26 protein-coding genes and 4 pseudogenes are annotated in these 26,622 nt (G+C 38.9%); 24 read left to right on the forward strand and 6 right to left on the reverse strand.

Features of this window, described 5'->3' with window-relative positions; all coding sequences use genetic code 11:
* The 11 genes and pseudogenes from ACFIK4_RS03540 to ACFIK4_RS03590 all read left to right on the forward strand — a co-directional run.
* Positions 1 to 454: pseudogene (locus tag ACFIK4_RS03540) on the forward strand (filamentous hemagglutinin); the annotation flags it as partial.
* Positions 451 to 864: a hypothetical protein gene (locus ACFIK4_RS03545; RefSeq protein WP_273790553.1), complete on the forward strand. Its 414-nt coding sequence runs from the start codon at positions 451 to 453 to the stop codon at positions 862 to 864. The pseudogene ACFIK4_RS03540 and the gene ACFIK4_RS03545, both read left to right, overlap by 4 nt.
* A 12-nt stretch (positions 865 to 876) precedes the next feature.
* Positions 877 to 1,641, forward strand: a complete 765-nt coding sequence (locus ACFIK4_RS03550) for a filamentous hemagglutinin (protein ID WP_375675005.1) — start codon at positions 877 to 879, stop codon at positions 1,639 to 1,641.
* Positions 1,638 to 2,042: a hypothetical protein gene (locus ACFIK4_RS03555; RefSeq protein WP_375675007.1), complete on the forward strand. Its 405-nt coding sequence runs from the start codon at positions 1,638 to 1,640 to the stop codon at positions 2,040 to 2,042. Before ACFIK4_RS03550 ends, ACFIK4_RS03555 begins: the two co-directional genes overlap by 4 nt.
* Entirely contained in the window at positions 2,030 to 2,200 is a 171-nt protein-coding gene (locus ACFIK4_RS03560; RefSeq protein WP_375675009.1) for a hypothetical protein, read from the forward strand. Before ACFIK4_RS03555 ends, ACFIK4_RS03560 begins: the two co-directional genes overlap by 13 nt.
* A gap of 21 nt (positions 2,201 to 2,221) precedes the next feature.
* Entirely contained in the window at positions 2,222 to 2,698 is a 477-nt protein-coding gene (locus ACFIK4_RS03565) for a hypothetical protein (RefSeq protein ID WP_375616816.1), read from the forward strand.
* 727 nt (positions 2,699 to 3,425) lie between these two features.
* Positions 3,426 to 4,439 (forward strand): annotated as a pseudogene (locus ACFIK4_RS03570) (hypothetical protein); the annotation flags it as partial.
* A pseudogene (locus ACFIK4_RS03575) lies at positions 4,434 to 4,732 on the forward strand (glycoside hydrolase family protein); the annotation flags it as partial. The pseudogenes ACFIK4_RS03570 and ACFIK4_RS03575, both read left to right, overlap by 6 nt.
* Before the next feature lie 53 nt (positions 4,733 to 4,785).
* Positions 4,786 to 5,013 carry a hypothetical protein gene (locus tag ACFIK4_RS03580; protein ID WP_375612620.1) on the forward strand — a complete coding sequence of 76 codons (228 nt, stop codon included), beginning with the start codon at positions 4,786 to 4,788 and terminating at the stop codon, positions 5,011 to 5,013.
* The gene (locus ACFIK4_RS03585) at positions 4,946 to 5,152 is read left to right on the forward strand and encodes a hypothetical protein (RefSeq protein WP_375633750.1); all 207 of its coding nucleotides are present in this window, start codon (positions 4,946 to 4,948) and stop codon (positions 5,150 to 5,152) included. The genes ACFIK4_RS03580 and ACFIK4_RS03585 overlap by 68 nt, the downstream gene beginning before the upstream one ends.
* Positions 5,145 to 5,363: a hypothetical protein gene (locus tag ACFIK4_RS03590; protein ID WP_375611113.1), complete on the forward strand. Its 219-nt coding sequence runs from the start codon at positions 5,145 to 5,147 to the stop codon at positions 5,361 to 5,363. Before ACFIK4_RS03585 ends, ACFIK4_RS03590 begins: the two co-directional genes overlap by 8 nt.
* A gap of 60 nt (positions 5,364 to 5,423) precedes the next feature.
* On the opposite strand, the gene ACFIK4_RS03595 is transcribed toward ACFIK4_RS03590, so the two are convergent.
* Together ACFIK4_RS03595 and ACFIK4_RS03600 are read right to left on the reverse strand one after the other, a co-directional pair.
* On the reverse strand, positions 5,424 to 5,696 hold the full coding sequence (locus ACFIK4_RS03595) for a type II toxin-antitoxin system YafQ family toxin (protein WP_375668549.1): 273 nt from the start codon (positions 5,694 to 5,696) through the stop codon (positions 5,424 to 5,426).
* A gap of 9 nt (positions 5,697 to 5,705) precedes the next feature.
* Positions 5,706 to 5,986: pseudogene (locus ACFIK4_RS03600) on the reverse strand (type II toxin-antitoxin system RelB/DinJ family antitoxin).
* Between the two features lie 277 nt (positions 5,987 to 6,263).
* Between ACFIK4_RS03600 and ACFIK4_RS03605 the strand changes: the two are divergent.
* From ACFIK4_RS03605 to ACFIK4_RS03615, 3 genes are all read left to right on the forward strand, one after another.
* Positions 6,264 to 7,226, forward strand: a complete 963-nt coding sequence (locus ACFIK4_RS03605) for an L-threonylcarbamoyladenylate synthase (RefSeq protein ID WP_375611114.1) — start codon at positions 6,264 to 6,266, stop codon at positions 7,224 to 7,226.
* Positions 7,227 to 7,228: 2 nt separating this feature from the next.
* The gene (locus ACFIK4_RS03610; RefSeq protein WP_375611115.1) at positions 7,229 to 8,638 is read left to right on the forward strand and encodes an FAD-binding oxidoreductase; all 1,410 of its coding nucleotides are present in this window, start codon (positions 7,229 to 7,231) and stop codon (positions 8,636 to 8,638) included.
* Positions 8,639 to 8,782: 144 nt separating this feature from the next.
* Complete coding sequence (locus ACFIK4_RS03615; protein ID WP_375638047.1) at positions 8,783 to 9,310, forward strand: DUF6101 family protein; 528 nt, start codon at positions 8,783 to 8,785, stop codon at positions 9,308 to 9,310.
* Between the two features lie 1,086 nt (positions 9,311 to 10,396).
* On the opposite strand, the gene purD is transcribed toward ACFIK4_RS03615, so the two are convergent.
* The gene (gene purD, locus ACFIK4_RS03620; RefSeq protein WP_375638048.1) at positions 10,397 to 11,671 is read right to left on the reverse strand and encodes a phosphoribosylamine--glycine ligase; all 1,275 of its coding nucleotides are present in this window, start codon (positions 11,669 to 11,671) and stop codon (positions 10,397 to 10,399) included.
* A 90-nt stretch (positions 11,672 to 11,761) separates the two neighbouring features.
* Here purD and ubiA point away from each other — a divergent pair, with 90 nt between their 5' ends.
* Entirely contained in the window at positions 11,762 to 12,766 is a 1,005-nt protein-coding gene (gene ubiA / locus ACFIK4_RS03625; RefSeq protein ID WP_375628320.1) for a 4-hydroxybenzoate octaprenyltransferase, read from the forward strand.
* Between the two features lie 238 nt (positions 12,767 to 13,004).
* On the opposite strand, the gene pdxH is transcribed toward ubiA, so the two are convergent.
* Positions 13,005 to 13,628: a pyridoxamine 5'-phosphate oxidase gene (pdxH, locus tag ACFIK4_RS03630; protein ID WP_375628318.1), complete on the reverse strand. Its 624-nt coding sequence runs from the start codon at positions 13,626 to 13,628 to the stop codon at positions 13,005 to 13,007.
* 325 nt (positions 13,629 to 13,953) lie between these two features.
* Between pdxH and ACFIK4_RS03635 the strand changes: the two genes are divergently transcribed.
* The 8 genes from ACFIK4_RS03635 to ACFIK4_RS03670 all read left to right on the forward strand — a co-directional run bounded on the left by ACFIK4_RS03635 (position 13,954) and on the right by ACFIK4_RS03670 (position 22,580).
* Positions 13,954 to 14,859 (forward strand): DnaJ C-terminal domain-containing protein, encoded by a 906-nt coding sequence (locus ACFIK4_RS03635; RefSeq protein WP_375675014.1) that lies wholly within the window; start codon positions 13,954 to 13,956, stop codon positions 14,857 to 14,859.
* Between the two features lie 127 nt (positions 14,860 to 14,986).
* Positions 14,987 to 15,805 (forward strand): enoyl-ACP reductase FabI, encoded by an 819-nt coding sequence (gene fabI / locus ACFIK4_RS03640; RefSeq protein WP_375675016.1) that lies wholly within the window; start codon positions 14,987 to 14,989, stop codon positions 15,803 to 15,805.
* Positions 15,806 to 15,952: 147 nt separating this feature from the next.
* Positions 15,953 to 17,041, forward strand: coding sequence for a chorismate synthase (gene aroC, locus ACFIK4_RS03645; protein WP_375613029.1), 1,089 nt, complete (start codon positions 15,953 to 15,955; stop codon positions 17,039 to 17,041).
* A 15-nt stretch (positions 17,042 to 17,056) separates the two neighbouring features.
* Entirely contained in the window at positions 17,057 to 18,160 is a 1,104-nt protein-coding gene (ribB, locus tag ACFIK4_RS03650; RefSeq protein ID WP_375668546.1) for a 3,4-dihydroxy-2-butanone-4-phosphate synthase, read from the forward strand.
* Positions 18,161 to 18,167: 7 nt separating this feature from the next.
* The gene (locus tag ACFIK4_RS03655) at positions 18,168 to 18,422 is read left to right on the forward strand and encodes an exodeoxyribonuclease VII small subunit (RefSeq protein WP_375611123.1); all 255 of its coding nucleotides are present in this window, start codon (positions 18,168 to 18,170) and stop codon (positions 18,420 to 18,422) included.
* A gap of 240 nt (positions 18,423 to 18,662) precedes the next feature.
* Positions 18,663 to 20,570: a 1-deoxy-D-xylulose-5-phosphate synthase gene (gene dxs, locus ACFIK4_RS03660; RefSeq protein WP_375675020.1), complete on the forward strand. Its 1,908-nt coding sequence runs from the start codon at positions 18,663 to 18,665 to the stop codon at positions 20,568 to 20,570.
* Positions 20,571 to 20,586: 16 nt separating this feature from the next.
* Entirely contained in the window at positions 20,587 to 21,330 is a 744-nt protein-coding gene (locus ACFIK4_RS03665; RefSeq protein ID WP_375613026.1) for a TlyA family RNA methyltransferase, read from the forward strand.
* On the forward strand, positions 21,327 to 22,580 hold the full coding sequence (locus ACFIK4_RS03670; protein WP_375638051.1) for a class I SAM-dependent RNA methyltransferase: 1,254 nt from the start codon (positions 21,327 to 21,329) through the stop codon (positions 22,578 to 22,580). Before ACFIK4_RS03665 ends, ACFIK4_RS03670 begins: the two co-directional genes overlap by 4 nt.
* Before the next feature lie 558 nt (positions 22,581 to 23,138).
* On the opposite strand, the gene tldD is transcribed toward ACFIK4_RS03670, so the two are convergent.
* Both tldD and ACFIK4_RS03680 read right to left on the reverse strand, forming a co-directional pair.
* Positions 23,139 to 24,563, reverse strand: a complete 1,425-nt coding sequence (gene tldD / locus ACFIK4_RS03675; RefSeq protein WP_375611127.1) for a metalloprotease TldD — start codon at positions 24,561 to 24,563, stop codon at positions 23,139 to 23,141.
* Between the two features lie 110 nt (positions 24,564 to 24,673).
* Complete coding sequence (locus ACFIK4_RS03680; RefSeq protein WP_375628307.1) at positions 24,674 to 25,213, reverse strand: invasion associated locus B family protein; 540 nt, start codon at positions 25,211 to 25,213, stop codon at positions 24,674 to 24,676.
* A 344-nt stretch (positions 25,214 to 25,557) separates the two neighbouring features.
* Here ACFIK4_RS03680 and cyoE point away from each other — a divergent pair, with 344 nt between their 5' ends.
* Positions 25,558 to 26,493: a heme o synthase gene (gene cyoE, locus ACFIK4_RS03685; RefSeq protein WP_375613023.1), complete on the forward strand. Its 936-nt coding sequence runs from the start codon at positions 25,558 to 25,560 to the stop codon at positions 26,491 to 26,493.
* Positions 26,494 to 26,622: the final 129 nt, after the last annotated feature.

The raw sequence follows: 26,622 nt of genomic DNA on the forward strand, positions 1-26,622 counted from the left end.
AGAAGCAAAAGATTTGGTGTATAGCCATGGTATTACAGGGTTAGAACTTTATGGACATAGCCGTGGTACCATGACATTGGGGAATATGCTGAATTCTTTCAAACAAGAAGGTGTTCACGGTATAGCCGACAACACGAATATCAATTTCTATGGACCCGCCTTTAATGTTTTAGTTGCATCCGGTCTGTTAGGTTATGTGAGTGATGGCAAACAAACCACTATTGGTTTTGATGGGAATAGATATGACTTTGTAAGCAGAATTATTGGCGGCAATGGCTATACCTACGGGACACTCCCTGCTGGCAGTAACGTTTGGACAGAATGGTTGAGAGTGGCTACAAATCCCATAAGTTCCCATACCTGTCTTGGAGACGCGGGCGATAAGTGTAACGTGCGTTATGGCTCATCTCATCGTGAACAAGTTCCTTCAAGTAAATCATGGAGTAAAAAATGAAACAAACCTTAAAATTATTAAGTGCTGTAACTCTATTCAGTATCGCTGGATGTCAGTTTAATAAGCCTCCTTCAGGATACTTGACTGCTTGGGAGAAGCCAGGAGCAGATTTTACTGAAATAGGAAAAGCATTATTAGAATGTGGTATGCCAACGCCTTATGATGTATTTCCAGAAAATAGAAAGCAGAGCATCAATGCAAAAGCAACAACTTATGCTTGCATGATTCAATCAGGATTCCGCTATAAAGATGAAGAAGTAGCAAGAGCGGGAGGGTGGTGTTATACTTTTAGAGCCGAAAACTTGCCCATTTGTCGTCCAGGTGCTGTGATCCCGAGGCCCAGTGTCAAGAAGCGCTTAAACAGCCCTTTTTGTAAAAAATATAAAAATGCACCTGAATGCAAACCTTAAGTCTTGCTAGTGATGATCAACAATCCGCCATCCTTGCCTTCACTTGGAATGGCGCGATTGTTTCCTCACGCACATTATTTAACGGATGAAGAACAACAGAATTTACAAAAAGGTTCTGATGGCAAGGTTCATTTTTTCCTCAATGGTATTCTTACAACACCCTATGAGGCGGCTGTTTATGCAGAGCAACATGCGGAGAATAAAAATGAACCGCTTTATTTTGTTGTGTTCCCAGAAGCCGATTCTGCTATCTCAGAACTTCTAGTCGCGGGCTATCAGAAGTTTATGGAAAATAACTTTTGGGGTTTGACCAATTCCACACAAGTAGCAAAAGATTTGATGTATAGCTATGGTCTCACAGGATTAGAACTTTATGGACATAGTCGCGGGACAATGACATTGGGAAATATGCTGAATTCTTTCAAACAAGAAGGTGTTCACGGTATAGCCGACAACACGAATATCAATTTCTATGGACCAGCCTTTAATGTTTTAGTTGCATCCGGTCTGTTAGGTTATGTGAGTGATGGCAAACAAACCACTGTTGGCTTTGATGGGCATAGATATGACTTTGTCAGCAGAATTATTGGCGGCAATGGCTATACCTACGGGACACTCCCTGCTGGTAGTAACGTTTTGACAGAATGGTGGAGAGTGATCATGAATCCCATAAGCTCCCATACCTGTCTTGGAGATGCGGGGCGTATGTGCAACATGCTTTACGGCTCATCTCATCGTGAACAAGTTCCTTCAAGTAAATCATGGAGTAAAAAATGAAACAAATCTTAAAATTATTAAGTGCGATAACTCTATTGAGTATAGCTGGGTGCCAGTTTAATAAAACTCCTGGGGGGTATTTGAGCGCGTGGGAGAAAAATGGTGTTACTGATTTTACTGAGGTAGGAAAAGCCTTATTAGAATGTGGAATGCCAACCCCTTATGATACTGATCCAGAAAGCAGAAAGCTCAGCTACAATGCAATAGCAACCATAGAAGCTTGTATGATTCAATCAGGTTTTCGTGATAAAGTGGGAGGGGGAACTTGGTGTGTAAATCATAAAGCCGAGGATCTTCCCATTTGTCGTCCAGGTGCTGTCATACCACAGCGCAGTGTCAAGAAGCGCTTGAACAGCCCGTTTTGTAAAAAGCATCCAGAACAATATGAATGCTATCCTTAAGTTTTGCTGTTTGTGATGATCAACAATCTGCCATCCTTGCCTTTGCTTGGAATGGTGGGATTGTTTTCTCAACCAATCATCTCAATATTGTTCACCGTTGTTTAAGCAGCGATGACAGAAAATATCAACAGGCTTACGAGCTTTTTTATTGTAAATAAATCCATTGAAAGAGGGGAAGAATGAAGAAAATCTTAAAACTATTGAGTTGCATAGCTCTCTTAAATACAGCTGGATGTGTTAACCAACCTCCTCCATCAACTTTAGCATTATGGGAAAAACCAGGTGTCGATAAAGCGATGATCCAACAATCCTTATCAAAATGTGGTTGGAAACCGGTTTATGCTTCTTCTAGTGATATGAATTCGTATGCGAGTGAATTTGCCTCAGTTTATGAGTGCATGAAAAAAGCAGGTTTCCGATATAAACTGCAAGATTCAAAAGGGATCTATTTTACACAACCTCCCAAAAGTGGCTCATTCCTAAGCAATTTAATGATAGCAGGATATCAGCAATTTATGGACAATGACACCTTTGGTGTGACCAACAAAACGAAACAGGAACGGGCTTTACTAACGCATTTTGAGGATGAAAGAAAACGTCAGCAAAAGCAAAAAGCTTTACAAAAGCGATCACCAAAGCGTCCTCCCCATCGTTAAAAGGTCGTTGGATAAAATCACGAATGAAGTAGGGGATCAAAGCCGTCTCCTTCTTTATTCAAGCGGGTGGCACTTTAAATAAGGCAGCATTCATGGTGTTGGCGCTGATATTATCGCTGGTACCAATCCTGTTTATGCAAATGGTGAGCAGAGCGGGAATATCACCTTGGGAGCAGGTAAAGATATCATTTTTGAAAGTGTACAAAACCAGCTCGTGGGTGTTGCTACAGCCCTTGGCTCTTAAGACGATTCATAAGAATCATTTTTACTCCTTTCTTCTATAGTTTTTACCCACACATCAGCCCCGCTTATGATGTGCAAGCAAGTGATTTTGATTGATTCAAGATAAACAGATTTGAAATGAGAGAATCCTACGTTATTCGGGAGGCTAATTCAATATAAATAACGCTAGATTATTATTATAAATCAATATCTTGTTATATAAAAAAAACTAATCCGTAGGAGATTGTTGGAAATGTTGGAACTATCCTTGGTACTTTTGCTGGGCTTAGCAACGTCAGAGCGAAAGAAAATATCGTACGAGTAGGGCAGCGAGATGGACACAAACTCTATGAGTATAATTACAAGGGCGCCCCAGAGCGCTATCGCGGTGTAATGGCGCAGGATGTTTGAAGTCAAAACCTGAAGCTGTTTTCTTGCATAAGGCGATAGGTTTTTTGCATGTAGATTATAGCAAGCGTGGCTGTGAGATGGAAAGGGTGCAGTGATGGAACAAGAAAACACAAATTCTCTTTTAAAGTTGTTTGATCCAAAATTTTTGCGTCCTTTAATGTATCAGGTTATACCGCAGTTACCTAGATATTTATTGCAACAACGCTCGATGCCTCCAAGCACGCCGTTGGAAGGACGATACAAGCCAAGTTTTTTAGAACGGGCTGCTTGTCGCACAGACCCTTTTGATGCGAGCAATGGGGATAATACTCCACAAAAATTGAGTCCTACAGAGCTTATTCGTGGTTCTCAAGCAGGGACAGAACAAGCTGGGAAAAAAACGCCAGCAGAATTGATTATGTCTACAGATGATTTAAAGCGCCAAATGCCTCCATTGCCGGATGTTTCAAAGGATACTGTTAAGGTACAAGAGGCGCCAGAGCAACAAAAGCATGACTTCTCAGAGTAGGGAGGTGTTGCATCAATGATTCCTCAATCTCCACTTGTTGGGAACATTGATCAGTCTAGTGGGGATGAAGCTGGTCGACAGCAAAAAGATGTGATGGATTATATTGCTCAACTTAATGAGAAATCTATAGCGGCAAACTCTTTGAAAAACGATTCTGGAAATGATGAGGAAAAGCTTTTTGATGCACCTATAGGAGAAGAAAAACATTTGAATGCACACTTACCAGAAGAGGAGCATTTAAAAGCAAATGATATGCCAGAACAGGCAACCGATTATGTAAACGCCGTTGGGAACTTTATTCATAAAGATGCAAATCCAAGCAGCTTATGGGAGCGTTTTAGAAAATCAGAATTTTCCGAGCATCTCATGGATTTTTTTGCGGGGTTAGCATCAGGAAAAACACCACAAGAAAGTTTTTCAAATGCATCTATCCTTATGCGGCAGGGCAACAAGGAACGCGCACAACATAAACAAACTTTGCAATTTTTACGCTCTAAAGGGTATAGCGATGAAGATGCGCAAGCACTCACGCAATATCCAGATCTTGCCATGAAAATCATAGGCAACACGTTAAGCCCTCAAGAAGGCTATAGAACACTACTTAAAAGGCTTAATCGGGGGATTATGAATCTGTACCAACCGAATTGCAGAAATGGACCAAAGCGGGAGGCAAACGTTTACAAGGTCTTGTACACCGGCGTGTAGCAGAGGCAGGACTATGGGCGAAAGGGGCTTATGTTTCTTCCAATTATCAAACAGTAGAAACGCAAGCACCAACAGGGTTTCTCAAAGCAGAAGCATTGGCACCGATTATTGGTTCTTTCTCAGGTCTTGGCGGTTTTTTAGCGGGCAATGGTCTAGTTCAATGGGCTTTAGCCGCCATTATGGTTTGAGCGGCATGTACTGGCATTTTCTTTGTTGCTAAACGCTTTCAGGAGCACCGCCTATGATCTTATGGATGAAAAGAAACTTGATGGTAACAGGTGCGGCTTTAGCCGCTTTTTTTATTGCCTTAGCAAAAGCTTTTACTCTTGGGAAAAAAGTAGAGCAACAAAAGCAAACAGAAAAAGCTTTAAAAGCAGCCACAACACGGCTTGAGGTGGAAAGTGAAGTTAATCAAAAAAGTGATGCTGATATGCGTGCTGCTCTCTCTCACTGGTTGCGCGACAAATAAATATGCTTCTTCTTGTGTTGGCTGGTTGCCAATTTATTTAGACAAGAAAGATCTGAACGCCATCAGTTCCAATTTAGCAAGAGAGATCTTAAAGCACAATACTCTAGGTGAACGCTTGTGTGGGTGGAAACATGGTTAGAAAAAAATCCAAAAAACACACAGAGCTTACAGAATCAGAAAAAGAAATGCTTCAAGAAATGATCATCACCTATCAAAGCGTGAAAATGATGTCTCGCTTGATGAAGTGGATAGCATTTTTTCTTTTTTTGCTTATCCTTGATTTTGCACGCCTCATGGATGCAATAGACAACATCTTCGCACATTTAAAACAATGGTTCTCAAAAAATTAGAAAAACTGACATACAAGCAAAACTACGAAAAATTCTTTTTACTATGAATTGGAGATCCAATCATAAGCGTAGTTCAGAATGCAAACCAAGTCGTAAAAGCTCTAGTGTTTTGGCATCTGGCTTTCGATAGATCAAAACTAAATCTGGCTTGATATGACAATCACGACAATTGCGCCATTGACCTGTTAGCGCATGATCTCTCCAATGCGCTTTTAGCGGTTCATTCTCCGCTAACGCTTTGACTACAAGCAGCAAATCCTTCTCTAGTGTATTAGCATACCTACCTTTGCTTTCACGTTTAAGGTCAGACCGGAATGAACGCGTATAGACAATATAGCAAGCTTAGGTTTTCTTTTCAGATTTACGCATTTCGGTTCTATCTTCGCGTATCATGGTCCTTAAGCTGTCTAATGATGTACGTTCGACGCATCCCATTTCGGCATCCTCGATAGCTCGTAATGTTTCCGGATTTGGTTGAAAGATCCAAGCGGTAATGTTCGATCTCTAGCAATGCGGGTCATAAACATGCGTACTGCATCCGATACAGTTAAACCCGTAGACTTAATAACTGCACTTGCAATTTCTTGAACTTGATCAGGTATGCGGGCTTGAATTTTTCCCATTTCTAAATCCCCTATTCAATTGTAGTGCAATGTACTGCACGTTAAGTCTATGTCAAGAGTTTCAACAATAGCTTTTCACAAGAGAACTTAGCAAAATTCAAAAAATTATTAGAGAAAGTTAGAAGAATAAGATATGTTTTGTAGAAGAATATTGGAAAATCCTATTCCCTAACCTTTATTTATGAACCCCATACTTAAAAAAACATATAAATCAATGTGATATATGAATAAAAAAGAGCATAATATCACTAAAAGAGTGTTATAGAAATGATGTGTCATGACGATTCTACCACTCGATAGTGCTTCGATAAGAGAGGCAATAGCGCTTCTTGAACAAGGGAAGTTAGTAGCGTTACCAACGGAAACTGTTTATGGATTAGCGGGCGATGCAACCAATGGGAGGGCAATTTCTTCTATTTACTCTACAAAGGGTCGTCCACAAATTAATCCTCTTATTGCGCATGTTAGCGGCATCGAAATGGCGGAACGTTATGTTAAAATTGACTTTCTTTCACGCCAATTAATAGAGGAATTTTGGCCAGGGCCTTTGACATTGGTTTTGCCTTTAAAGGAACAGCATAATATCCATCCTTTAACAACCTCTGGTTTGAATACCTTGGCTGTTCGTTTTCCAGACAGTCGTTTTGCGGAAGTGGTACAACATTTTGGCCGTCCACTTGCTGCTCCTAGTGCGAATCAATCGGGGCGTCTTAGCCCTACTTCAGCTGAGGCTGTTTTTGCATCTTTGGGGGAATCTGTTCCTTTGATATTGGACGGAGGACCTGCTAAAATAGGGCTGGAATCAACGATTATTAAAATTTGTGGTGAAAATATTTATCTTTTGCGTCCAGGGGGGCTTGCGGCTGATAAAATTGAAGAGGTTGTGGGGAAGCCTTTAAAACGGATAGATCAAAGGGCGGCGATTGAAGCTCCTGGGATGTTAAAATCGCATTATGCTCCCAATGCTACGGTTCGTTTGAATGTAGAAAAGGTGGAAAATGGTGAAGCGCTTTTAGCATTTGGTTCAAAGCGTGTTATGGGGGCTGAAAATGCCGTTTCTATTTTAAACCTTAGCGAAGATGGAAAGTTGGAAGAGGCAGCCTCTCATTTATTTCAATATATGAAGGAACTAGATTCATTTAAAGTGAGATGTATCGCAGTAGAACCTATTCCATCATACGGATTAGGAGAGGCTATCAATGATCGTCTTATACGGGCTGCGGCTCCAAAGGAGAAATGAACATGGAGCAGGAATTAATTGAAGGGTTTAGGGAAATTGTTGGTGCTAAGCATGCTATAACGGATCAAGCTTTGATTGCACCGTATTTGCTTGAAGAGCGTGGGCTTTTTCATGGAAAAACACCTTTACTTTTACGTCCATCTTCTTGCGCAGAGGTCTCATCGATTATGCAGTTAGCGAGCAAAACGCGCACACCGATTGTGCCACAGGGTGGAAATACAGGGCTTGTGGGGGGACAACAACCAGATGAAGGAGGAGGGAGCGTTCTTTTATCCATGGAGCGATTAAATAAGATTAGAGCTATAAATCTTGAGGGAAATTTTGTTGTTGTAGAGGCTGGTGTTATTTTACAGGATTTACAGAAAAAAGTGGATGAATCAGGTCGTTTTTTCCCTCTTTCTTTGGCATCTGAAGGTTCTTGCCAAGTAGGAGGAAATCTTTCGTCGAATGCTGGAGGGACAGCTGTTTTAGCTTATGGCAATATGCGTGATCTTTGTCTTGGTTTAGAAGTTGTTTTACCGGATGGGCGTATTTTAGATGATTTGCGTTTTGTTAAAAAAGACAATAGCGGTTATGATTTAAAAGATCTTTTTATTGGTGCAGAAGGCACATTGGGAGTTATAACCGCAGCCGTTTTGAAGATGTTTCCAAAAATAAAAGGAAAAGCTGTTGCTTTGGTGGGATTATATAGTCCGGCGAAGGCCTTAGAGTTTTTATCTCTGGCTCAAGAATATGGAGGAGGGATGTTGACAGGTTTTGAGCTCATGGGAAATCCCAGTTTGCAAATGGCTTTAGATTATAAGATGTGTGAGAAGCCTCCTCTTCAGCGGAAACATGAATGGTATGTATTAATGAACATTTCATCGTTGCAAGGCAATGATGAGGCGTTATCGGTATTGAGTACTATTTTAGAAGAAGCTTTAAAGAACGCGGTGATAGAAGATGCAGTTGTTGCGCAATCTTTAAAACAGCAAGATTTTTTTTGGCAATTACGAGAAAGTATATCATCAGCACAAAAGTTAGCAGGAGGGTCCATTAAGCATGATATTGCAATCCCACTTGCTTCTATTCCTGATTTTATTGCTGAGGCAGCGCTCATTGTTGAAGATATTGCTCCAGGAGCACAGGTGATTTGTTTTGGACACATGGGCGATGGAAATTTACATTATAATATTACACAACCTGTAGGAGCTGATACGACAGTGTTTTTGCAGTTATGGTCAACAATGAATCATCGCATTCATAGTTTAGTGGTGGACTATAGAGGTGCATTTTCTGCTGAGCATGGAATTGGTCAGCTTAAGCGCGAAGAACTTCGTTCTTTTAAATCGCCTGTCGCATTGGATATTATGCAAGGGATTAAAAAAACACTCGATCCTTTAGGGATAATGAATCCTGGAAAAGTATTATAATTCAAGAATGGTGATCATGCATTTTTGTTTAGATTTTAATAACCAAAAAAGAAACCAGTTGTTTTTTATTCAAACTTTTAATAATCCAGTGAGAAAAAGCTGCTAAAGGGTGTATGTTATTTAAGATAAATTGGGATAATGTATATGGCTAATCAATGCTTTAATCAGGCAAAAGCGGTGCTTGAATTTCGGTTAGATCCGTGCCATTTGCCACAAACGACGACATATTTTTCATCCAAAACGGGTAATCAGGTTATTTGTTCGTTAAATGAGCGTGGTGTTTCTTTTAAAACGGATATGCCTTCAAGCTTATCGCATTTAATACCCCCTTATCATTTTCAAGGAATTGCAGCACGTACCGTAAAAACGCGTTCAGGAGAAAGAGCTGTTTCATTAGAATTACTTCATGCCGATGAGGAAGCTTGTATACCGCTTTTGGTTTCCAGAGATTTGAATAATGTTCTTCTGGATTGGCGGTTATGGGCGGATACTTATGGCCTTCCCATGCTTATGATCAATGAAGATAATCGCATTCTGGTTGTAAAAGATCGTTCTGATTTACATCGATTTTTTGGTACAACAGCACATTCTAAACAAAAGCATTTTTTACTTCGTTATAGCAATCCGTTAGGCTTGCGTTTGGTGATTGCGAATCGAATTGCACTCCAGTAAATTAACATGCATTCATTTTTGTACGACCGTCAGCATTTATCTTGTTGTGCTGTAAAACATCGTTGTTTGGGGAGGTAACATAAGGCATGTAAACTTCACACATGAAGTGTTGTTAGAAGATATGGCGAATATTCTTAAGTTTGCTTGTAGGTCTTTGTGTAAGTGCAGCATATGAGTGGGAAGCAAGAGGAACCCGCTTAATGAGAATTCAGACCTTTACAGACGGGATTTGGTGTGACTTTTGGTTCTTGAAAACAAAGAGAAAGTCAATGATTGTAAATGAGAGTTTTTTGACACCATACATTGGCAGCAGGAATCGATGATATAAAACGCTTTTTTCAGAGAGGTAAAAACGGTTTTCATAACAATAGAAACTGTTTTTTTGCGGTATAATTTTGGGTTTTTGCCACATTATTAAAAACACCAGAAGATTACTGGAAGTGTTTTTGAATTTTTTTTTATAAATCATTTCTCCATGTTGAATGAAAGCTTTGAATATTGCAGAATATTCTTATTTCATCTCTCTTTTATAATCAAAATCATTTAGATAGAAAGGGTTATCGTAATATTGAGAATTGGAAAATACAATGATGGTATAGGTTTTTATTTTTATTCCAGAAAGCTGGCAGAATGGATTTATACTATTTGCAGGTAGTGTCGTAAAATGGGAATGATAAGCATGAGAGATATTGTTTAAGAATTTGTATGTGAATAACATAACTATCTTTTTTGGGCATTTTATTTTTCGTAAAAGCGGAATTTCACTAAAAACGCGATAAATAAAAGGAATGATAGTATATACGTTTTTCCTCAGGATTTTATAAGAAAGAAAGTGTTTATAAAAATGATGAGAAAATGCGTTTAAAGTAAAGACAACAGTAAAATGATTATTTTATATTACATCTTCAGATTCAGAAAATTTTCCTATTTTATCATGAGTAGATATCCTATTTACAATATTTGATTGTTCAAAGGAAAGCACACTTATTTTTTCAAAGTTATGGTCAACGTAAAACAGTGAGAAAATTTTTGTATCATGCTCTTATATAAAATAAGAAAATCGTAAAAAAAGAATATTCAAAGGATTTAATTTTCTCGCGCAACGGCTCTCCATCCGATATCTCGACGAACAAAACCTTCTGGCCAATCAATACAATCAACAGCTTCATAAGCACGTTTTTGTGCATGCGTAATCGTTTTTCCTGTTGCAGTTATATTGAGTACACGTCCACCATTTGCAATGAGTTCTCCATCACGCAACACTGTACCAGCTTGAAAAACTTTCACATCGGGAAGAGTGTTTACTTGATCAACGTTACGGATAACAGTACCTTTTTGGGGAGAGTCTGGATAACCACTAGCAGCCATAACAACGGTGAGAGCTGTTTTTTCAGACCACCGAAGAGGCTTATTTTCAAGTTTTCCTTGAGATGCAGCAAGAAAAATTGGCAAAATATCATCTTTGAGGCGCATCATTAAAACTTGACATTCAGGATCACCGAATCGTACGTTAAATTCAATTAATTCGGGTCCTTTTTGCGTTATCATTAATCCGACGAAGAGAATACCTTTAAAGGGGGCGCCCATTTCTTTCATGCTTTTTAAAGCTGGTTCAACAATTTCTTTGAGAGTACGATTCACTATTTCTTGGGTCATGATGGGCGCTGGTGAATAAGCACCCATACCACCGGTGTTTGCTCCAGTATCCCCATCACCTACACGTTTATGATCTTGAGCAGATCCAAAAGGAAGAGCAACTTTACCATCACAAAGGCAGAAGAAGCTTGCTTCTTCACCTTCAAGAAAAGATTCTACAACAATTTTGTTTCCTGCATCTCCAAATGTACTTTTGAAGCAGGCATCAACTGCGTTAAACGCTTCTTCCATAGTTGTTGCAACCACGACACCTTTGCCAGCTGCTAAGCCATCAGCTTTAATAACAATGGGAACACCTTGTTGCTGAATGTAAGCTTTAGCTTTAGAGGCATCATTAAAGCATTGGTAACTTCCTGTAGGAATGTTATTCTTCCGACATAAATCTTTTGTAAAGGCTTTTGAACCTTCTAGTTGAGCAGCTTTTTGAGTAGGACCAAATACACAGATGTTAGCGCTATTAAGAGAGTCTGTTATACCCGCCACCAAGGGTGCTTCTGGTCCTACAATTACAAGATCAATAGAATGTGCCTTACAAAAATCAATAACAAGGGGATGGTCATCAATGTTTAAATTAATATTTTCACCAAATTCTGTTGTTGCAGGATTTCCAGGAGCACAATATAACTTTGTTAGCAGTGGTGATGCTGCTATTTTCCATGCTAAAGCATGTTCTCGTCCACCTGAGCCAATAAGAAGAATATTCATTGCTTGCTCCTCTCATAAAAGATAATTAATCTCATCCCCTTCTCATAAGAATGAAATGTCTCTATCGCAAGACCAAAGGTAAATCATTTGATGAAAAAAAATAAAAATATCGCGCATGTTCAGTCCTATGATAGCCAAGGACGGGTTATGGATGCATCTTCCAAACAATGGGTCTACAGCTTCCTTCCCCGTTCTTTATGGTTTTATGCGCAATTGGCGCGTTGGGATCGACCTATCGGTTGGCAATTGTTGATGTGGCCTTGTTTTTGGTCAACAACAATGGCTTTTTTCTCTTATAACATGCATTACGATACTCTTTTATCAATGTTTCTTCATTGGGTTTGGTATCTTTTTCTTTTTTTTCTGGGGTCTATTGCTATGCGAGGGGCAGGATGTACTTGGAATGATCTTATTGACCATAAAATTGATGCTCAGGTAGAAAGGACACGTTCTCGCCCATTGCCAACAGGTCATGTGAGTCGGTTTCAAGCGAGAGTTTTTATCCTTGTGCAATGTTTTGTTGGTTTAGTCGTTTTATCACAATTTAATAGGTTTAGTTTTTTTCTAGGTATTTCGTCATTGATAGCTGTTGCATTTTATCCTTTTATGAAACGCGTAACATATTGGCCGCAGTTTTTTTTAGGCGTTGCATTTAATTGGGGGGCATTAATGGGGTGGGCTGTTGTCTTTGGAAGTTTAAGCTGGGCACCAATCTTGCTTTATGTGGGATCAATTTTGTGGACCATAGGATATGATACAATCTACGCACATCAAGATAAAGAAGATGACATTACTGTTGGTGTCCGTTCTACGGCTCTTCTTTTTGGTAAAGCAACCAAGCGTGCTTTAGTATTTTTGTATGGTGGTTTTGTGATGTTCGTTAGTCTAGCATTTTATTTAGCTGGAGTTCCTGTTCTTAGTTTTTTGGGGATTTTTGTGGCAAGTATCCATATGTTTATTCAAATTAAAGTCATTGATATAGATGACAGTTCACAATGCCTCAGGCTTTTCAAATCTAATTCGCTTATTGGTTTTGTGATTTTTGCTGGTTTAGTATGTGGGGGTATATGGATGATATTTTATCCTGCGGTCTAAAAATAAGTTAGCTAAAATCATAGTTTCTACTGAATACAGTATGTTTTTTTTTAATAAGCTTGTTGCTAATCTATTTTTAAGCAATACAGTAGAAAATATCACCAATTAACCTTTACAGTGAAAATAAAATTCTTCTATTTAAATAAAATAAATCATCTTCTTTTAGAATTTTTCGAATAAAAAATATTTGTTTAATTGTTGCGAAGAAAAAATCTTCATAACGATGAAGTTTGAAGGATTAGGGATAAAGTTTTTGTCTTTTCCAATCGCTGTGTTCAACACAATCCCGTGTAAAAAGCAAACGATCATGTAAACGAAATGGGCGATCGCACCAGAACTCTATAGAAAGGGGTTTAACACGAAACCCAGACCAATAAGGTGGTCGTGGAATATTGCCTAGAGCATAACGCGCAGTATATTGAGCAATTGCTTTTTCGAGCACAAAACGATTGTCTAAAGGTTGAGATTGTTTAGAGGCCCATGCACCAATTCGACTACCACGTGGTCGCGATTGGAAATAGGCATCGGCTTCCTGTTGACTTACTTTTTCAACGATTCCTCTAATTCTGACTTGACGACGGAGTGATTTCCAATGAAAACCTAAGGATGCTTTCATTGATTTTAAAATTTCTTGTCCTTTACAGCTTTCATAATTGGTATAGAAGACGAATCCTTGGGGACTGTAGTCTTTGAGGAGAACCATACGAACATTAGGGAGTCCTGTTTCGTCAACTGTTGCTAATGCCATAGCATTCGGATCATTTATTTCACTTATCGTTGCCTCTTCAAGCCACTTTGCGAAAAGTTCAAAAGGTTTTTGCATTTGCATAAAATGATCATCTGTTGGTATTTTTTTGCTCATAGTTTCTCCAAATATCAGTGAGCATGGGTGAGGCATTTTCTCATTTACTTTATCATCAAGAAGTCACAGTACCATTTTTTCTTATTTTCAAAAAGCCAATGCTATCGTGTATTTCTATGGTAGTTTAATTATTTTTACTTTAGCATAGACTACAAGGAGCTATATTAAATAAATATCTCATTTTATCTGGTATTTTAGTTTATTGATAGACATATAAAGAGAAAAGAAGAAATTATTCTTTAGAATAGACTGATGAAGCTATAAGGGATATTGAACAACGTATCAGTTGATATTTTGAAAACGAAGAAATTGAAAAGAGGGCAATATGCGTGATCCCTACACGGTTTTGGGTGTGGCACGTACCGCAAAATCGCAAGAGATTAAATCGGCATTTAGAAGATTAGCGAAGAAATATCATCCAGACCATAATAAAGATGATACAAAGGCTAAAGAGAAATTTGCTGAAATTAATCAAGCCTATGAAATTATAGGTGATAAAGATAAAAAGGCACAATTTGACCGCGGTGAAATTGATATGGAAGGAAAACCGCTTTATCAAGCCTATGGTGCTGGTGAAAATTTTAGCAATAAACAAAATCCCTTTTCAGGAGGAGCAAAGGGATTTGATTTTTCCTCTTCAGGTGGTGCAGGTTTTGATACGAGTGATATTTTTCGGGATCTGTTTGGAGGAGGTGGTAGCTTTTCGAATTCCACACACTATAACCGTCCCCAACAAGGAGCACATGTTCGTGCTAATCTTGCCATAACATTAGAGCAGATGGTTGGCGCAGAAAAGGTGGAGGCTGTTTTTCCAAATGGGAAAAAGTTAAAAATTAAACTTCCAGATTATATTGAAGACGGACAGGTTATTCGTTTAAAAGGTCAGGGAGAAGCGGTACCTCACGGGCAAGCAGGAGATGCGTTAATAACCATTCAGATTCAAAAACATCCTCGTTTTCGGGTTGAAGGAAGAGCACTCCATCTTGATTTACCAGTTTCTCTTAAACATGCTGTTTTGGGAGCAAAAGAAGAAGTTGAGACGTTGGAGGGGCGTGTGGTTTTAACGATTCCTGCGTGGTCAAGTTCTGATCGCGTTTTACGGTTGAAAGGGAAAGGGCTTCGTTTAAAAAATGGTACAAGAGATGATCTTTATGTGCATGTTCGCATTATGTTGCCGGGAGATGAAAATGCCGCCGCACTAGAACAGTTTTTGCAAATGCAACAAGATTAATTTTAAAAATTTTATATATAAAAGCGTAGTTTTTGTTTGATTTTAAACCAATTGCTTGAAGAAAAAGTTGACCTGTGTCATAGGCAGGTGAATAATACTAATTTTAAGTAACAATGGGGCAGTGCTGATGGCTAAGGGTAATGGTTTATTGTACGGTAAGCGTGGTTTAATTTTGGGGTTGGCCAATAATCGCTCCATCGCTTGGGGAATCGCTAAAGCGGCAAGTAGCGCAGGGGCAGAGCTTGCTTTTACCTATCAGGGTGAAGCAATGAAAAAGCGTGTCGAGCCTTTGGTTGAAGAATTAAAGGGATTTGTTTGTGGACATTGTGATGTTTCTGACAGTGTCTCTATTGATACGGTCTTTAGAGAAATAGAGAAGAAATGGGGAAAACTTGATTTTTTAGTTCATGCTATTGGTTTTTCTGATAAAGATGAATTAAGTGGTCGTTATATTGATATCAGCGAATCAAATTTTATGATGACCATGAATATTTCCGTTTATTCCCTAACAGCTCTAACGAAGCGTGCAGAAAAATTGATGCCAGATGGTGGTTCAATCTTGACACTAACCTATTATGGTGCAGAAAAGGTTGTTCCCAATTATAATGTAATGGGGGTTGCCAAAGCCGCTCTTGAAGCGAGCGTGAAATATTTAGCGGTAGATTTAGGTCCCCAAAATATTCGTGTTAATGCTATATCTGCTGGACCAATTAAAACGTTAGCGGCTTCTGGTATTGGTGATTTTCGTTATATTTTAAAATGGAATGAATATAATGCTCCATTACGTCGTACGGTAACAATTGAAGAGGTTGGTGATTCTGCGCTTTATTTTCTTTCAGATTTGTCTCGTTCTGTTACCGGTGAAGTCCATCATGTCGATTCGGGTTATAATATCATAGGTATGAAAGCAGTTGATGCACCAGACATTTCTGTCGTTAAAGAATAAAGTTTGGTTATAAGATTTTATTAGACAGCAGTAATTTGACCAAATTTAAGGTGTCCAAGAGTATTTGGGAGAAAAGAGCTGTTTTGTGTATAGCACACAACATACGTTATCGTTGTATATATTTGACAGAGAAATGGATCTTTTTTCATGTCGCATAATACATTTGGTCATTTGTTTCGTGTAACAACATGGGGTGAAAGTCATGGTGCTGCTCTTGGTTGTGTCATTGATGGTTGTCCACCTGGAATTATTTTTACTCTTGCAGAAGTTCAAGCTTATCTTGATAAACGCAAGCCAGGACAATCAAAATACACAACGCAGCGCCGAGAACCAGATGAAGTAGAGGTCCTTTCAGGAGTTGTTGTTCAAGACGATGGAACGACATTGGTGACAACAGGTACACCAATTTCTCTGTTGATTCGAAACACAGATCAACGCTCTCAAGATTATGGAGCAATTGCTCATCAGTATCGTCCAGGACATGCGGATTATACTTATGATATTAAATATGGCATTCGTGATTTTCGAGGCGGGGGACGTGCTTCGGCACGGGAGACGGCAGCACGTGTTGCAGCAGGTGCATTTGCTCGTAAAATCGTTCCTGGTTTGATTGTACGAGGAGCAGTGATAGCAATTGGTCCTCATAATATTAATCGTGATCGTTGGGATTGGTCAGAGGTCGATAATAATCCTTTTTTTACAGCTGATGCAGAGATGGTTCAAATTTTTAGTGACTATATCAGTAAACTCCGTAAAGAGGGGACATCTGTTGGTGCGGTTGTTGAGATCGTTGCAGAAAATGTTCCGGCAGGTTTAGGAGCCCCTATTTACGCAAAGCTTGATCAAGATATTGCCTCGTTACTTATGTCGATTAATGCGGTAAAAGGTGTGGAAATTGGTGATGGTTTTGCGGCAGCCCGCTTGAGGGGAGAAGAAAATGCGGATGAAATGCGAATGGGAAATGATGGAAAACCGCTTTTTTTATCAAATCATGCGGGAGGTATTTTAGGGGGAATATCGAGTGGACAGCCAATTGTTGCGCGTTTTGCTGTAAAGCCTACTTCATCAATTTTAACACCTCGTCGTTCCATTGATGTTGATGGTCATGATATAGACGTTATAACAAAGGGACGTCATGATCCATGTGTTGGGATTCGTGCCGTTCCTGTTGGTGAAGCGATGGTTGCTTGTGCTATTGCTGACCATTATCTAAGACATCGCGGTCAAGTTGGGTGATTGAAAAGGTGAACAATGGCGTATGATGAAAAAAAAATTGTTTCTGCACTTAAAGCTTTTGAACGCGGTGAAATTGTTGTGGTGACAGATGATGATGACCGTGAAAATGAGGGTGATTTAACTGTTGCTGCAGCGCATTGTACAGAAGAAAAGATGGCGTTTATTCTTCGTCACACAACAGGTATTGTGTGCACACCTATGCCAAAAAAAGAAGCAAAACGGTTTAATCTTTCTCCTATGGTACCAGATAATAACTCTGCACATGGGACGCAATTTACGGTTACTGTTGATTTTAAACACGGCATAACAACAGGGATCTCAGCACATGACCGTACATTAGCTGTACGTAATCTTGCGAATTCAAATGCAAGTGCGGATGATTTTGTTCGTCCAGGGCATGTTTTTCCTTTAATTGCGCATGAAGGGGGAGTGCTCATGCGTTCAGGTCACACGGAGGCCGCTGTTGATTTATGTAAATTAGCTAATTTGCCGCCGGTTGGTGTTATCGGTGAGTTAGTTAATGATGATGGAAGCGTTAAACATGGCGATCAGATTATGAAATTTGCGCAAGAACATCGGTTGCATATTATAACGGTTGCAGATTTAATTGCTTACCGCCAACGTAAGGAAATATTGATCAAGCATGTTGGAGAAATGCCTATTGAAACATTCGTAGGTCCCGCTATTGTTCAAAGTTATCAACTCCCTTGGGAAGTCGTTCAGCATATTGCAATTGTTTTTGGTGATGTCCGTGAGGGTGAGAATATTCCTGTGCATTTACATCATGAAAACATTATAAGTGACGTTTTTTGTCAAACTTCAGATATTATGGTGATAATGCGGCGTATGATGGAAAAAGAAAAACGTGGCGTATTTATTTATTTGCGTGAAGGATCTGTTATACAATCAACTGTTGGTATTCAAAACATGACAAGAAACAGTTCAGAAAACCATGTGCAGGCGATTGCACGCGAAGAAGAATGGCGCAAAATTGGTTTAGGATCACAAATTTTAAAATATTTAGGAATAGGCTCTGTTATTGTTTATGCTTCTAAAGAGCATCATTATGTAGGTTTGGAAGGTTTTGGAGTTCGTATATCCAGAACAGATATTTTTTGAGGTTCATATGAAAAAAGAGATACAAGAGGGGGATATTACGACCTTAAGCTTTGAGCAAGCGCTTAAGCAACTTGAAGTTATTGTCGAAAATTTGGAACGTGGCGATGTGCCTTTGGAACAATCCATTGATATTTATGAACGCGGTGAAGCGCTTAAAAAGCATTGTGAAAAACTCTTAAGAGTTGCTGAAGCTAAAGTTGAAAAAATCCAGCTTTCAGAAGAAGGTTTTCCAGAAGGAGTGGAACCACTTGATGCTAAATAATTTAAATCTTTTTGGATATTTATTGTGGGACTTAAGAGAAGCAATAACCTTAGTTTATAAACAGAAAGTTTTATTGATTTCTTTTTTATAAAATAAGTTAAAAATGAGGAAATTATAGCTCATCTCAAATAGAAAAGAGCATTTTCAGTAAAAAAGATGCAAAACTGTAAATAAAAGAGTAGAGAAGATATATTTTTATCATTGTGTTTTCTTGAGTTAAGATAATAGGAAGGATTTTTTTTGTCTCAGGTCTTAACACCATTGCTTGACCGTGTTTGTTTTCCGCAAGATTTGCGGGCATTACCTGAGTCTGATTTGGTACAGTTGGCTGATGAGTTGCGGACCGCAACAATTGATGCGGTTTCTGTAACAGGTGGTCATCTTGGGGCGGGACTTGGTGTTGTTGAGCTCACTGTTGCATTACATTATATTTTTAATACACCAGAGGATAGGATTATTTGGGATGTTGGTCATCAAACCTATCCACACAAGATTTTAACGGGGCGTAGAGAAAAAATTCGCACATTACGTCAGGAGGGCGGATTATCTGGTTTTACAAAACGTTCAGAAAGTGTGTATGATCCATTTGGAGCGGGGCATTCGTCTACTTCTATTTCAGCGGGGCTTGGTATGGCAGTGGCAAGTGCTTTGAAAGTAGAGACAAGACGCAATATCATAACTGTCATTGGTGATGGTGCAATGTCTGCGGGCATGGCTTATGAAGCCATGAACAACGCTGGTGCTTTGAATGCACGCTTGATTGTTGTTCTTAATGATAACGATATGTCTATAGCACCACCTACAGGTGCTATGAGTGCACATCTTGCACGATTAGTGTCTCGTCCTTCTTATCGTCATTTGCGTGAACGCGTAAAGATGTTGAGCGAAAAATTGCCAAAGTTTTTTTTGGATAAAGCTCGTCGTTCAGAGGAATTTGCGCGTGGCCTTTTGGTTGGGGGAACTTTATTTGATGAGCTTGGCTTTTATTATGTTGGACCCATAGATGGGCACAATTTGGGGCATTTATTGCCTGTTTTTAAAAATGTTCGTGAATATCCTAATGGTCCTGTTTTGGTGCATGTTGTAACCCATAAGGGAAAGGGATATCCACCTGCAGAGGCCTCGTCTGATAAATATCATGGTGTTAATCGTTTTGATGTCACGACAGGAAAACAGGTAAAAGCATCAAGTAATATTCTACCCTATACCAAGGTATTTTCTAAAGCTTTAATAGAAGAAGCTCGCCATGATGATAAGATTGTTGGCATAACAGCAGCGATGCCAACAGGGACAGGCCTTGATTCTTTTGCGAAAAAATTTCCTGAAAAAATGTTTGATGTTGGTATCGCTGAGCAACATGCCGTAACTTTTGCGGCAGGACTTGCTTGTGAAGGGTATAAGCCTTTTGTTGCAATTTATTCTACTTTTTTACAGCGTGCTTATGATCAAATTATTCATGATGTATCAATTCAAAAATTACCGGTACGTTTTGCTATTGACCGAGCAGGTTTTGTGGGGGCAGATGGTGCAACACATGCTGGAAGTTTTGATATTGTTTTTTTGGCCACTCTTCCTGAGTTTGTTGTTATGGCACCTTCTGATGAGCTTGAACTGATGCATATGGTGCGTACAGCTGCAGCTTATGATCAGGGACCAATTTCTTTTCGTTATCCGCGTGGTGAGGGGATTGGTATAGATTTACCGCAACGTGGTGAGTTATTAGAAATTGGAAAAGGGCGCGTTCTGCGTGAAGGAAATAGAATCGCTTTGGTTTGTTTTGGAACGCGGATGTCAGAAGTGTTGCAAGCTGCTGATGCGTTGGAGGCTGAAGAATTGTCTACAACGGTTGCAGATGCACGGTTTGCAAAACCTTTAGATAAAGATTTGATGCGTCGTTTGGCACGTGAGCATGAGGTATTGGTGACAATTGAAGAAGGGGCAATCGGTGGATTTGGAGCGCACATATTACAATTTTTAGCGCAAGAAGGGCTCTTAGAGCATGGTTTGAAAGTTCGTACACTAAAATTTCCTGATGAATATTTGAATCATGGTTCACCAGAAAAAGTTCTTTCACGTGTCGGACTTGACGCTATGGGTATTTTAAACACGGTTTTTGCTGTTTTGGGACGCGAGATTCGAACAGGATAGAAAATTCGAGTATGAGATGGCTTCCAGAAAAAGACTCGATATTTTTTTAGTTGAAAAAAACTTTTTTACGACACGTTCACGCGCACGTGATGCAATTATGCGCCAAACTGTTAAAGTTAACGGAGAAATCGTTTTTAAAGCTGGGCAAATCGTTTTTGATGATGCAGAGATTACCGTTTGTGATCCAGCGCAGAATTATGTTTCTCGGGCAGCGTTAAAATTGATTGCTGCACTTGATGCATTTCCAATTGTAACGGACAAAGTGACAGCCATTGATGTTGGTGCATCAACAGGTGGTTTTACGCAAGTTCTCTTAGAGCGTGGAGCAGATCATGTCATTGCCGTTGATGTTGGGCATCATCAATTTGATAAACGTTTATTGGGCAACAGTGCTATAACGTTATTAGAAGGCTTGAATGTCAGAGATTTTAAACAGGAACATTTAGGTGGGCGAGAAATTGATCTTATCGTTTCAGATGTTAGCTTTATTTCGCTCAAACTTGCGTTGCCTCCCGTGTTGTCTTTAGCCAAGAAGGGTGCCCAAGCTGTTTTACTGGTAAAGCCTCAGTTTGAGGTTGGTCGTAAACACTTTAGTAAGGGAGGAATATTAAGTCCATCAAGTGCTAAAGAAACTGCTGAGGCGCTTTTTGTTTGGTTAAATACACAAACAGGGTGGAGTGCAAAAGGTTTAATTTCTTCCCCTATTACAGGTGGTGATGGCAACGTGGAATATTTACTATTCGGAGAAAAACAAGAGTGAATGACAATGTCATAATCGATCATATCGGAGCAAATGGTTATGGTATTGCTAAGACGTCTCACGGCTTCGTTTCTGTTCCTTTTACTTTACCAGGAGAGTGTGCTGAAATTACTGTTCATGGAAAATATGCAACATATATAACATTAAAAGAAAAATCATCAGAACGCATTGATACTCTTTGTCAGCATTTTGGAGAATGTGGAGGGTGTACTCTTCAGCATTGGCATATGGATGCTTATCGCGTATGGAAACAACAATTGGTTGTTGAGGCGCTTAAAAAGTATGGACTTAATAATGTTGTTGCGCCTTTAATAGAATGTAAACCTTATAGCCGACGGCGGATTACTCTAACAGCATCCATGACCCCACAGGGGCAAAAAGTTGGTTTTAACCGTTATCTCTCTCATGAGATTGTAGCTCTTGAGGAATGCCCAGTAAGCCGTCCAGAGCTTATTTCTCAGTTGCATAATATCAGAGAGCTCTGTGCTTTTCTAAAGAGCTCTGCCAAACGGTTTCATGTTACGATAACATGTGTTGAAAATGGTTTAGATGTTGCTTTAAGCGGTTGCATTATACACCATGAATCACTTCGTCAGAGAATGATCAGTGCTGCTCTTTCATATGGGATTATACGTTTATCTGTTGACGGTGAAGTTTTGGTTGAACGAGAAAAACCAGAGATTTACTTTGGAGATGTCCGTGTTGAATTTCCTTCTGGTGGTTTTCTGCAAGCAACTTGTGAAGCTGAAAATATAATGGGCAATATTATTTTGACTCATTTAAAAAAAGCAAAGAATGCTGTTGATTTGTTTTCAGGGGTAGGAACATTTACCTTGCGTATGGCAAAAAAGATGAATGTTCATGCAGTAGAAAATAATGAAGATGCATTAAGAAATCTAAATACAGCAGCACGTTTTGCGACTGGTTTAAAAACGGTCACTTGTGAAAAACGTGATCTTTTCCGACATCCCCTTTCTGTAAAGGAACTTGAATGTTTTGAGAGTGTTGTTTTTGATCCTCCCCGTGCTGGTGCAGAGCAACAAGTACGTGAATTAGCGAAGACAACAGTATCACGTGTTGTGGCAATTTCTTGTAATCCTACTACATTTGCTCGTGATTTATCTCTTCTTGTTGCAGGGGGGTATACAGTAGAAAAAATCATACCGATTGATCAATTTTTATGGTCACCACATGTCGAAGTTGTTGCTGTTTTGAGCAAAAAGAAAAAAAAGAAAGGTTGGAAACTTTAGCCTGAAAGTTTTTTAATACTATGAAGATTTTTTAAAAGTTGACCTGTGTATTATTATAAAATTTCTCCAAAATTTATCTATAATAATAACCTTTTTCTCGTTGAGCTAAGAGCACTGAATGTAGAAAGTGCTTTTTTCTTTTAAGCTTTTTTATTATGAAATATAAAAGACAAGTTACCCCACACAAAAAAACCACACAAAAGACTAATATCTTACGAAAAAGATGTGTCTGAATAAGCCTGTGCCGTCGTTATATTTGCCATCCCCTAATGTTTCTTAAAACTCTTGGTACTTGAGACGGCCCATAAGAGGAATCTTTAGTCTTTTCTTGTACAGTTTTTATCCATATAACTCTCCCCGCCTGTAACGTATAAACGAATGATTTTGATTGATCCAACAGACACAGATTTAAAATGAGAGAATCTTGCGGTATTCAAGGTTCTAATACAATATGAATAACGCTAGATTATCTTTATAAATCAATTCATTGTAATCTCCCCCTCACAAAATGGTCATAATAGACGAGAAGGAGGCAATACTGGGAAGGAATGAGCAAGCTTATTCCTCTATAAGCGCAGTTCCACCGATTGTCATATTATTGATTCGAAGATGAGGTTGACCAACACCAACAGGGACATTTTGCCCTGCTTTTCCGCACATACCAATACCATTATCTAGTTTACTATCATTACCAATCATTGTGATACGTTTCATAGCATCCGGTCCATTTCCAATAAGAGTTGCACCTTTGATTGGTGCACAAATTTTGCCATTTTCTACTCGGTATGCTTCAGTACATTCAAAGACGAATTTTCCGGAAGTAATATCAACTTGTCCTCCACCAAATGAAACAGCATAGATACCACTTTTAAGTGAAGAAAGGATTTCTTCAGGTGTTTTATCTCCTCCTAGCATGATTGTATTGGTCATTCGTGGCATTGGTGCATAAGCATAAGATTCACGCCGTCCATTTCCAGTTGATTTACCTCCCATAAGCCGTGCATTAAGTCTGTCTTGCATAAAACCAACGAGTTTTCCATCTTCAATGAGAACGTTATATCCTGAAGGGGTCCCCTCATCATCGACAGTGAGAGAGCCACGGCATTGTGGAATTGTTCCATCATCAACAACTGTAACACCTTTTGCTGCAACTTGTTGTCCTAAAAGTCCAGCAAAAGCCGATGTTTTTTTACGGTTAAAGTCACCTTCTAAACCATGACCTACGGCTTCATGGAGCATAACACCAGGCCATCCGTTAGCTAAGACAACATCAAAAGATCCAGCAGGTGCTGCTTCTGCTTCTAAATTTGTTAAAGCCATACGTAAGGCTTCATCCGCGGCTTTTTTCCAATTGTCTTCATGAATAAATTGGTTAAATGCTTGTCTCCCTCCACATCCATAAAAACCATTTTCACGACGATTGCCTTCAGCTGCGACCACAGATATAGAAAGTCGCACAAGGGGACGAATATCACGAACCAAATAACCATCTGCACGTAAAATTTCAACATGTTGTAGCGAGCCGGAAAGAGAAACAGTCACCTGATGCAATTTATCATTTTTAGCACGTAAATAGGCATCAATTTTTTGCAAAAGAGCACTTTTTTCTTCAAATGATGGAGCATCAAGGGGATTATGCGGTTGATAAAGCCTTTTGTTTGTTTGTTGAGGTGCTATGCTATAAGTCCCTGCATGATTATTATAGGTAACAGCTTTAGCAGCTTCACTGGCACGTTTGAGTGCAGCAGCTGATAACTCACTAGAGTGAGCATATCCAGTAGCCTCTCCAGCAACAACGCGTAGTCCAAATCCCATATCTTGATGAAATGAGCCGTTTTTAAGCTGTCCATTATCAAATAAAAGAGCTTCGCTTTCTGTGTACTCAAGGTAAAGCTCACCATCATCAGCATGATGAAGTGTTTCCTGTATAAGTGATTGCACTTTAGAGGAAGCAATATCAAAATGATCAATCAGCGATTTCATAAGAATTATCCTATTTTTATGGGGGCTCAGAAGATTTTTATCAATCTAATTTTAAGAATCTTTCAAAATATACGATGAGATTTTGATTGTTTAAAATGTATTGATTTCATTCATGTCGGTAAGGTTGCATAGGCGTCGCCAAGACCATGAAGGTCAACAAAACCTCCAATCCCTTGTTCCGGAGTTGTAAAGATAAAATAGGTTGCCATTTTTCCTTTTAAAAAGAGCTGCAATATGTCTTCTTTAAGAAAGGCTTCAGCAACACAATTATCACCAAGACAACGACGATATTCCATTCTGCCCATATTTTTATCGTCAATTTTAATTCCAACGCCAGGACGTAATTCAACGCGAATCGGAACAAAAACACGCATCAAAGCACCTTGCTTTTGAGGAAGTTTATAAAATGTAACGCGCAAGGTAATATCTTGACGCCCTTGTGTGTGAACGTTTTGTACAACTTCACACTGTATGTTAGGTGTACCTGGTGGTAGAGAACACACTTTTGTCCATGCACCATAGGTTTGCGGAGCAGGGACATCTTGTGCATAGGGTGTTTGTGCAAATGCATGACTGATAAAACTACTATAAAGCGTGTAAAGAACAGCACCAATAAAAAAAGTTTTTTTGAGTAATTTATAAAGTATCACAGAAAATCCTATCCGACTCAACACCCACAACCATGCATAGATTTACATAAAAAAATGAATTCCCCATAAAAAACCATAACACAAAATCAGTATTTACCCAAATATATTAATTCATATGATATATTTTTATGATACATTTGTAATGTGGAGAGAACGTTGATTGAAAAAATGTATTTTTATTGCCAATATTTCCATTTACTTTTAGGGGATACGTGCGAAAGAGATATTTCATATTTTCTCAAAAATACGATTGGTCTTAATGGGTCATTTCCATACGCTAGATAATATTTGTCAGATAATATTGGATTTGTGAATGACAGAAATGGAAAAGGGCTTTGAGTGGAATGTCAGTTTCAGAAGAGTTATCGGTTGTGAATGGTAAATCAACGCCACCAAAATCCGGTATTGGTGATTACATCACATTATTAAAGCCACGTGTTATGTCTCTTGTGGTCTTTACGGCTCTGGTTGGTTTGCTTGTATCGCCTGTTCCTATCAATCCGTGGTATGGTTTTTTAGCAATTTTATGTATTGCTGCTGGTGGCGGTGGTGCGGGAGCACTGAACATGTGGTATGATGCTGACATTGATGCTGTGATGGAACGGACTAAAAAGCGTCCTATTCCCATGGGTAAAATCAGCTCCCAAAAGGCATTTATTTTTGGCATGGTTCTTTCTATGCTCTCGGTATTGGTTATGGGGAGCTTCATTAATTGGTTTGCGGCATTTTTTCTTGCGTTTACGATTTTCTTTTATGTCGTTATCTATACAATTTGGTTAAAGCGTATCACACCACAAAATATTGTTATTGGTGGTGCTTCTGGGGCTTTTCCACCAATGATTGGATGGGCCGTGACAACAGGGACAGTGAGTATTGATAGCTTTTTATTATTTTTAATCATTTTTATGTGGACCCCCCCTCACTTTTGGGCTCTTTCTTTATTTTCATCTCTTGATTATGAGGCTGCAGGTATCCCTATGATGCCTAATGTACGAGGTGAACATTCAACAAAAAAACAGATTTTATTTTATACTGTTTTGATGGCATTGTGTGCTGCTGCTCCTTGCTTTACTGGTCTTGGCGGAATTTTTTATGGTATTTTTTCAACAATTTTAAGCATTATCTTTATTTATTTTGCCTATCGTTTATGGAAAGCTGATACACATAATGAAACTATTTTGATGGCCAAAAAAACGTTTTTCTTTTCGTTACTTTATTTGGCAGCTATCTTTGGAATTCTTTTGATTGAATCTCTTGTTTGGTATTTTATCGCTCTTTAGTTGCGTAAAATGAAAGAGCAAATTTTAAAAGAGCTTTTCTTCAAGAAAATGCTGTAAGAAAACACGATAGAGTGTGTTCTTATGCAAAAGATGATATTGCACGTTTTTTTACATTGCTTATTCATGTAT

This window comes from Bartonella sp. AP9QHHD (genome assembly GCF_042195625.1).
In the GTDB taxonomy this organism is placed as follows: Bacteria; Pseudomonadota; Alphaproteobacteria; order Rhizobiales; family Rhizobiaceae; genus Bartonella.

Bases quoted from the DNA above. Each gene is read 5' to 3' on its own strand.
- ACFIK4_RS03605 (WP_375611114.1), top strand. From the start codon at position 6,264: ATGACGATTCTACCACTCGATAGTGCTTCGATAAGAGAGGCAATAGCG.
- ACFIK4_RS03635 (WP_375675014.1), top strand. From the start codon at position 13,954: ATGCGTGATCCCTACACGGTTTTGGGTGTGGCACGTACCGCAAAATCG.
- pdxH (WP_375628318.1), bottom strand. From the start codon at position 13,628: ATGAGCAAAAAAATACCAACAGATGATCATTTTATGCAAATGCAAAAA.
- cyoE (WP_375613023.1), top strand. From the start codon at position 25,558: ATGTCAGTTTCAGAAGAGTTATCGGTTGTGAATGGTAAATCAACGCCA.
- ACFIK4_RS03580 (WP_375612620.1), top strand. From the start codon at position 4,786: ATGATCTTATGGATGAAAAGAAACTTGATGGTAACAGGTGCGGCTTTA.
- ACFIK4_RS03655 (WP_375611123.1), top strand. From the start codon at position 18,168: ATGAAAAAAGAGATACAAGAGGGGGATATTACGACCTTAAGCTTTGAG.
- ACFIK4_RS03560 (WP_375675009.1), top strand. From the start codon at position 2,030: ATGCTATCCTTAAGTTTTGCTGTTTGTGATGATCAACAATCTGCCATC.
- ACFIK4_RS03590 (WP_375611113.1), top strand. From the start codon at position 5,145: ATGGTTAGAAAAAAATCCAAAAAACACACAGAGCTTACAGAATCAGAA.
- ACFIK4_RS03545 (WP_273790553.1), top strand. From the start codon at position 451: ATGAAACAAACCTTAAAATTATTAAGTGCTGTAACTCTATTCAGTATC.
- ACFIK4_RS03610 (WP_375611115.1), top strand. From the start codon at position 7,229: ATGGAGCAGGAATTAATTGAAGGGTTTAGGGAAATTGTTGGTGCTAAG.
- ACFIK4_RS03665 (WP_375613026.1), top strand. From the start codon at position 20,587: ATGGCTTCCAGAAAAAGACTCGATATTTTTTTAGTTGAAAAAAACTTT.
- ACFIK4_RS03555 (WP_375675007.1), top strand. From the start codon at position 1,638: ATGAAACAAATCTTAAAATTATTAAGTGCGATAACTCTATTGAGTATA.
- fabI (WP_375675016.1), top strand. From the start codon at position 14,987: ATGGCTAAGGGTAATGGTTTATTGTACGGTAAGCGTGGTTTAATTTTG.
- ACFIK4_RS03615 (WP_375638047.1), top strand. From the start codon at position 8,783: ATGGCTAATCAATGCTTTAATCAGGCAAAAGCGGTGCTTGAATTTCGG.
- ACFIK4_RS03565 (WP_375616816.1), top strand. From the start codon at position 2,222: ATGAAGAAAATCTTAAAACTATTGAGTTGCATAGCTCTCTTAAATACA.
- ribB (WP_375668546.1), top strand. From the start codon at position 17,057: ATGGCGTATGATGAAAAAAAAATTGTTTCTGCACTTAAAGCTTTTGAA.
- ACFIK4_RS03550 (WP_375675005.1), top strand. From the start codon at position 877: ATGATCAACAATCCGCCATCCTTGCCTTCACTTGGAATGGCGCGATTG.
- aroC (WP_375613029.1), top strand. From the start codon at position 15,953: ATGTCGCATAATACATTTGGTCATTTGTTTCGTGTAACAACATGGGGT.
- ubiA (WP_375628320.1), top strand. From the start codon at position 11,762: ATGAAAAAAAATAAAAATATCGCGCATGTTCAGTCCTATGATAGCCAA.
- purD (WP_375638048.1), bottom strand. From the start codon at position 11,671: ATGAATATTCTTCTTATTGGCTCAGGTGGACGAGAACATGCTTTAGCA.
- tldD (WP_375611127.1), bottom strand. From the start codon at position 24,563: ATGAAATCGCTGATTGATCATTTTGATATTGCTTCCTCTAAAGTGCAA.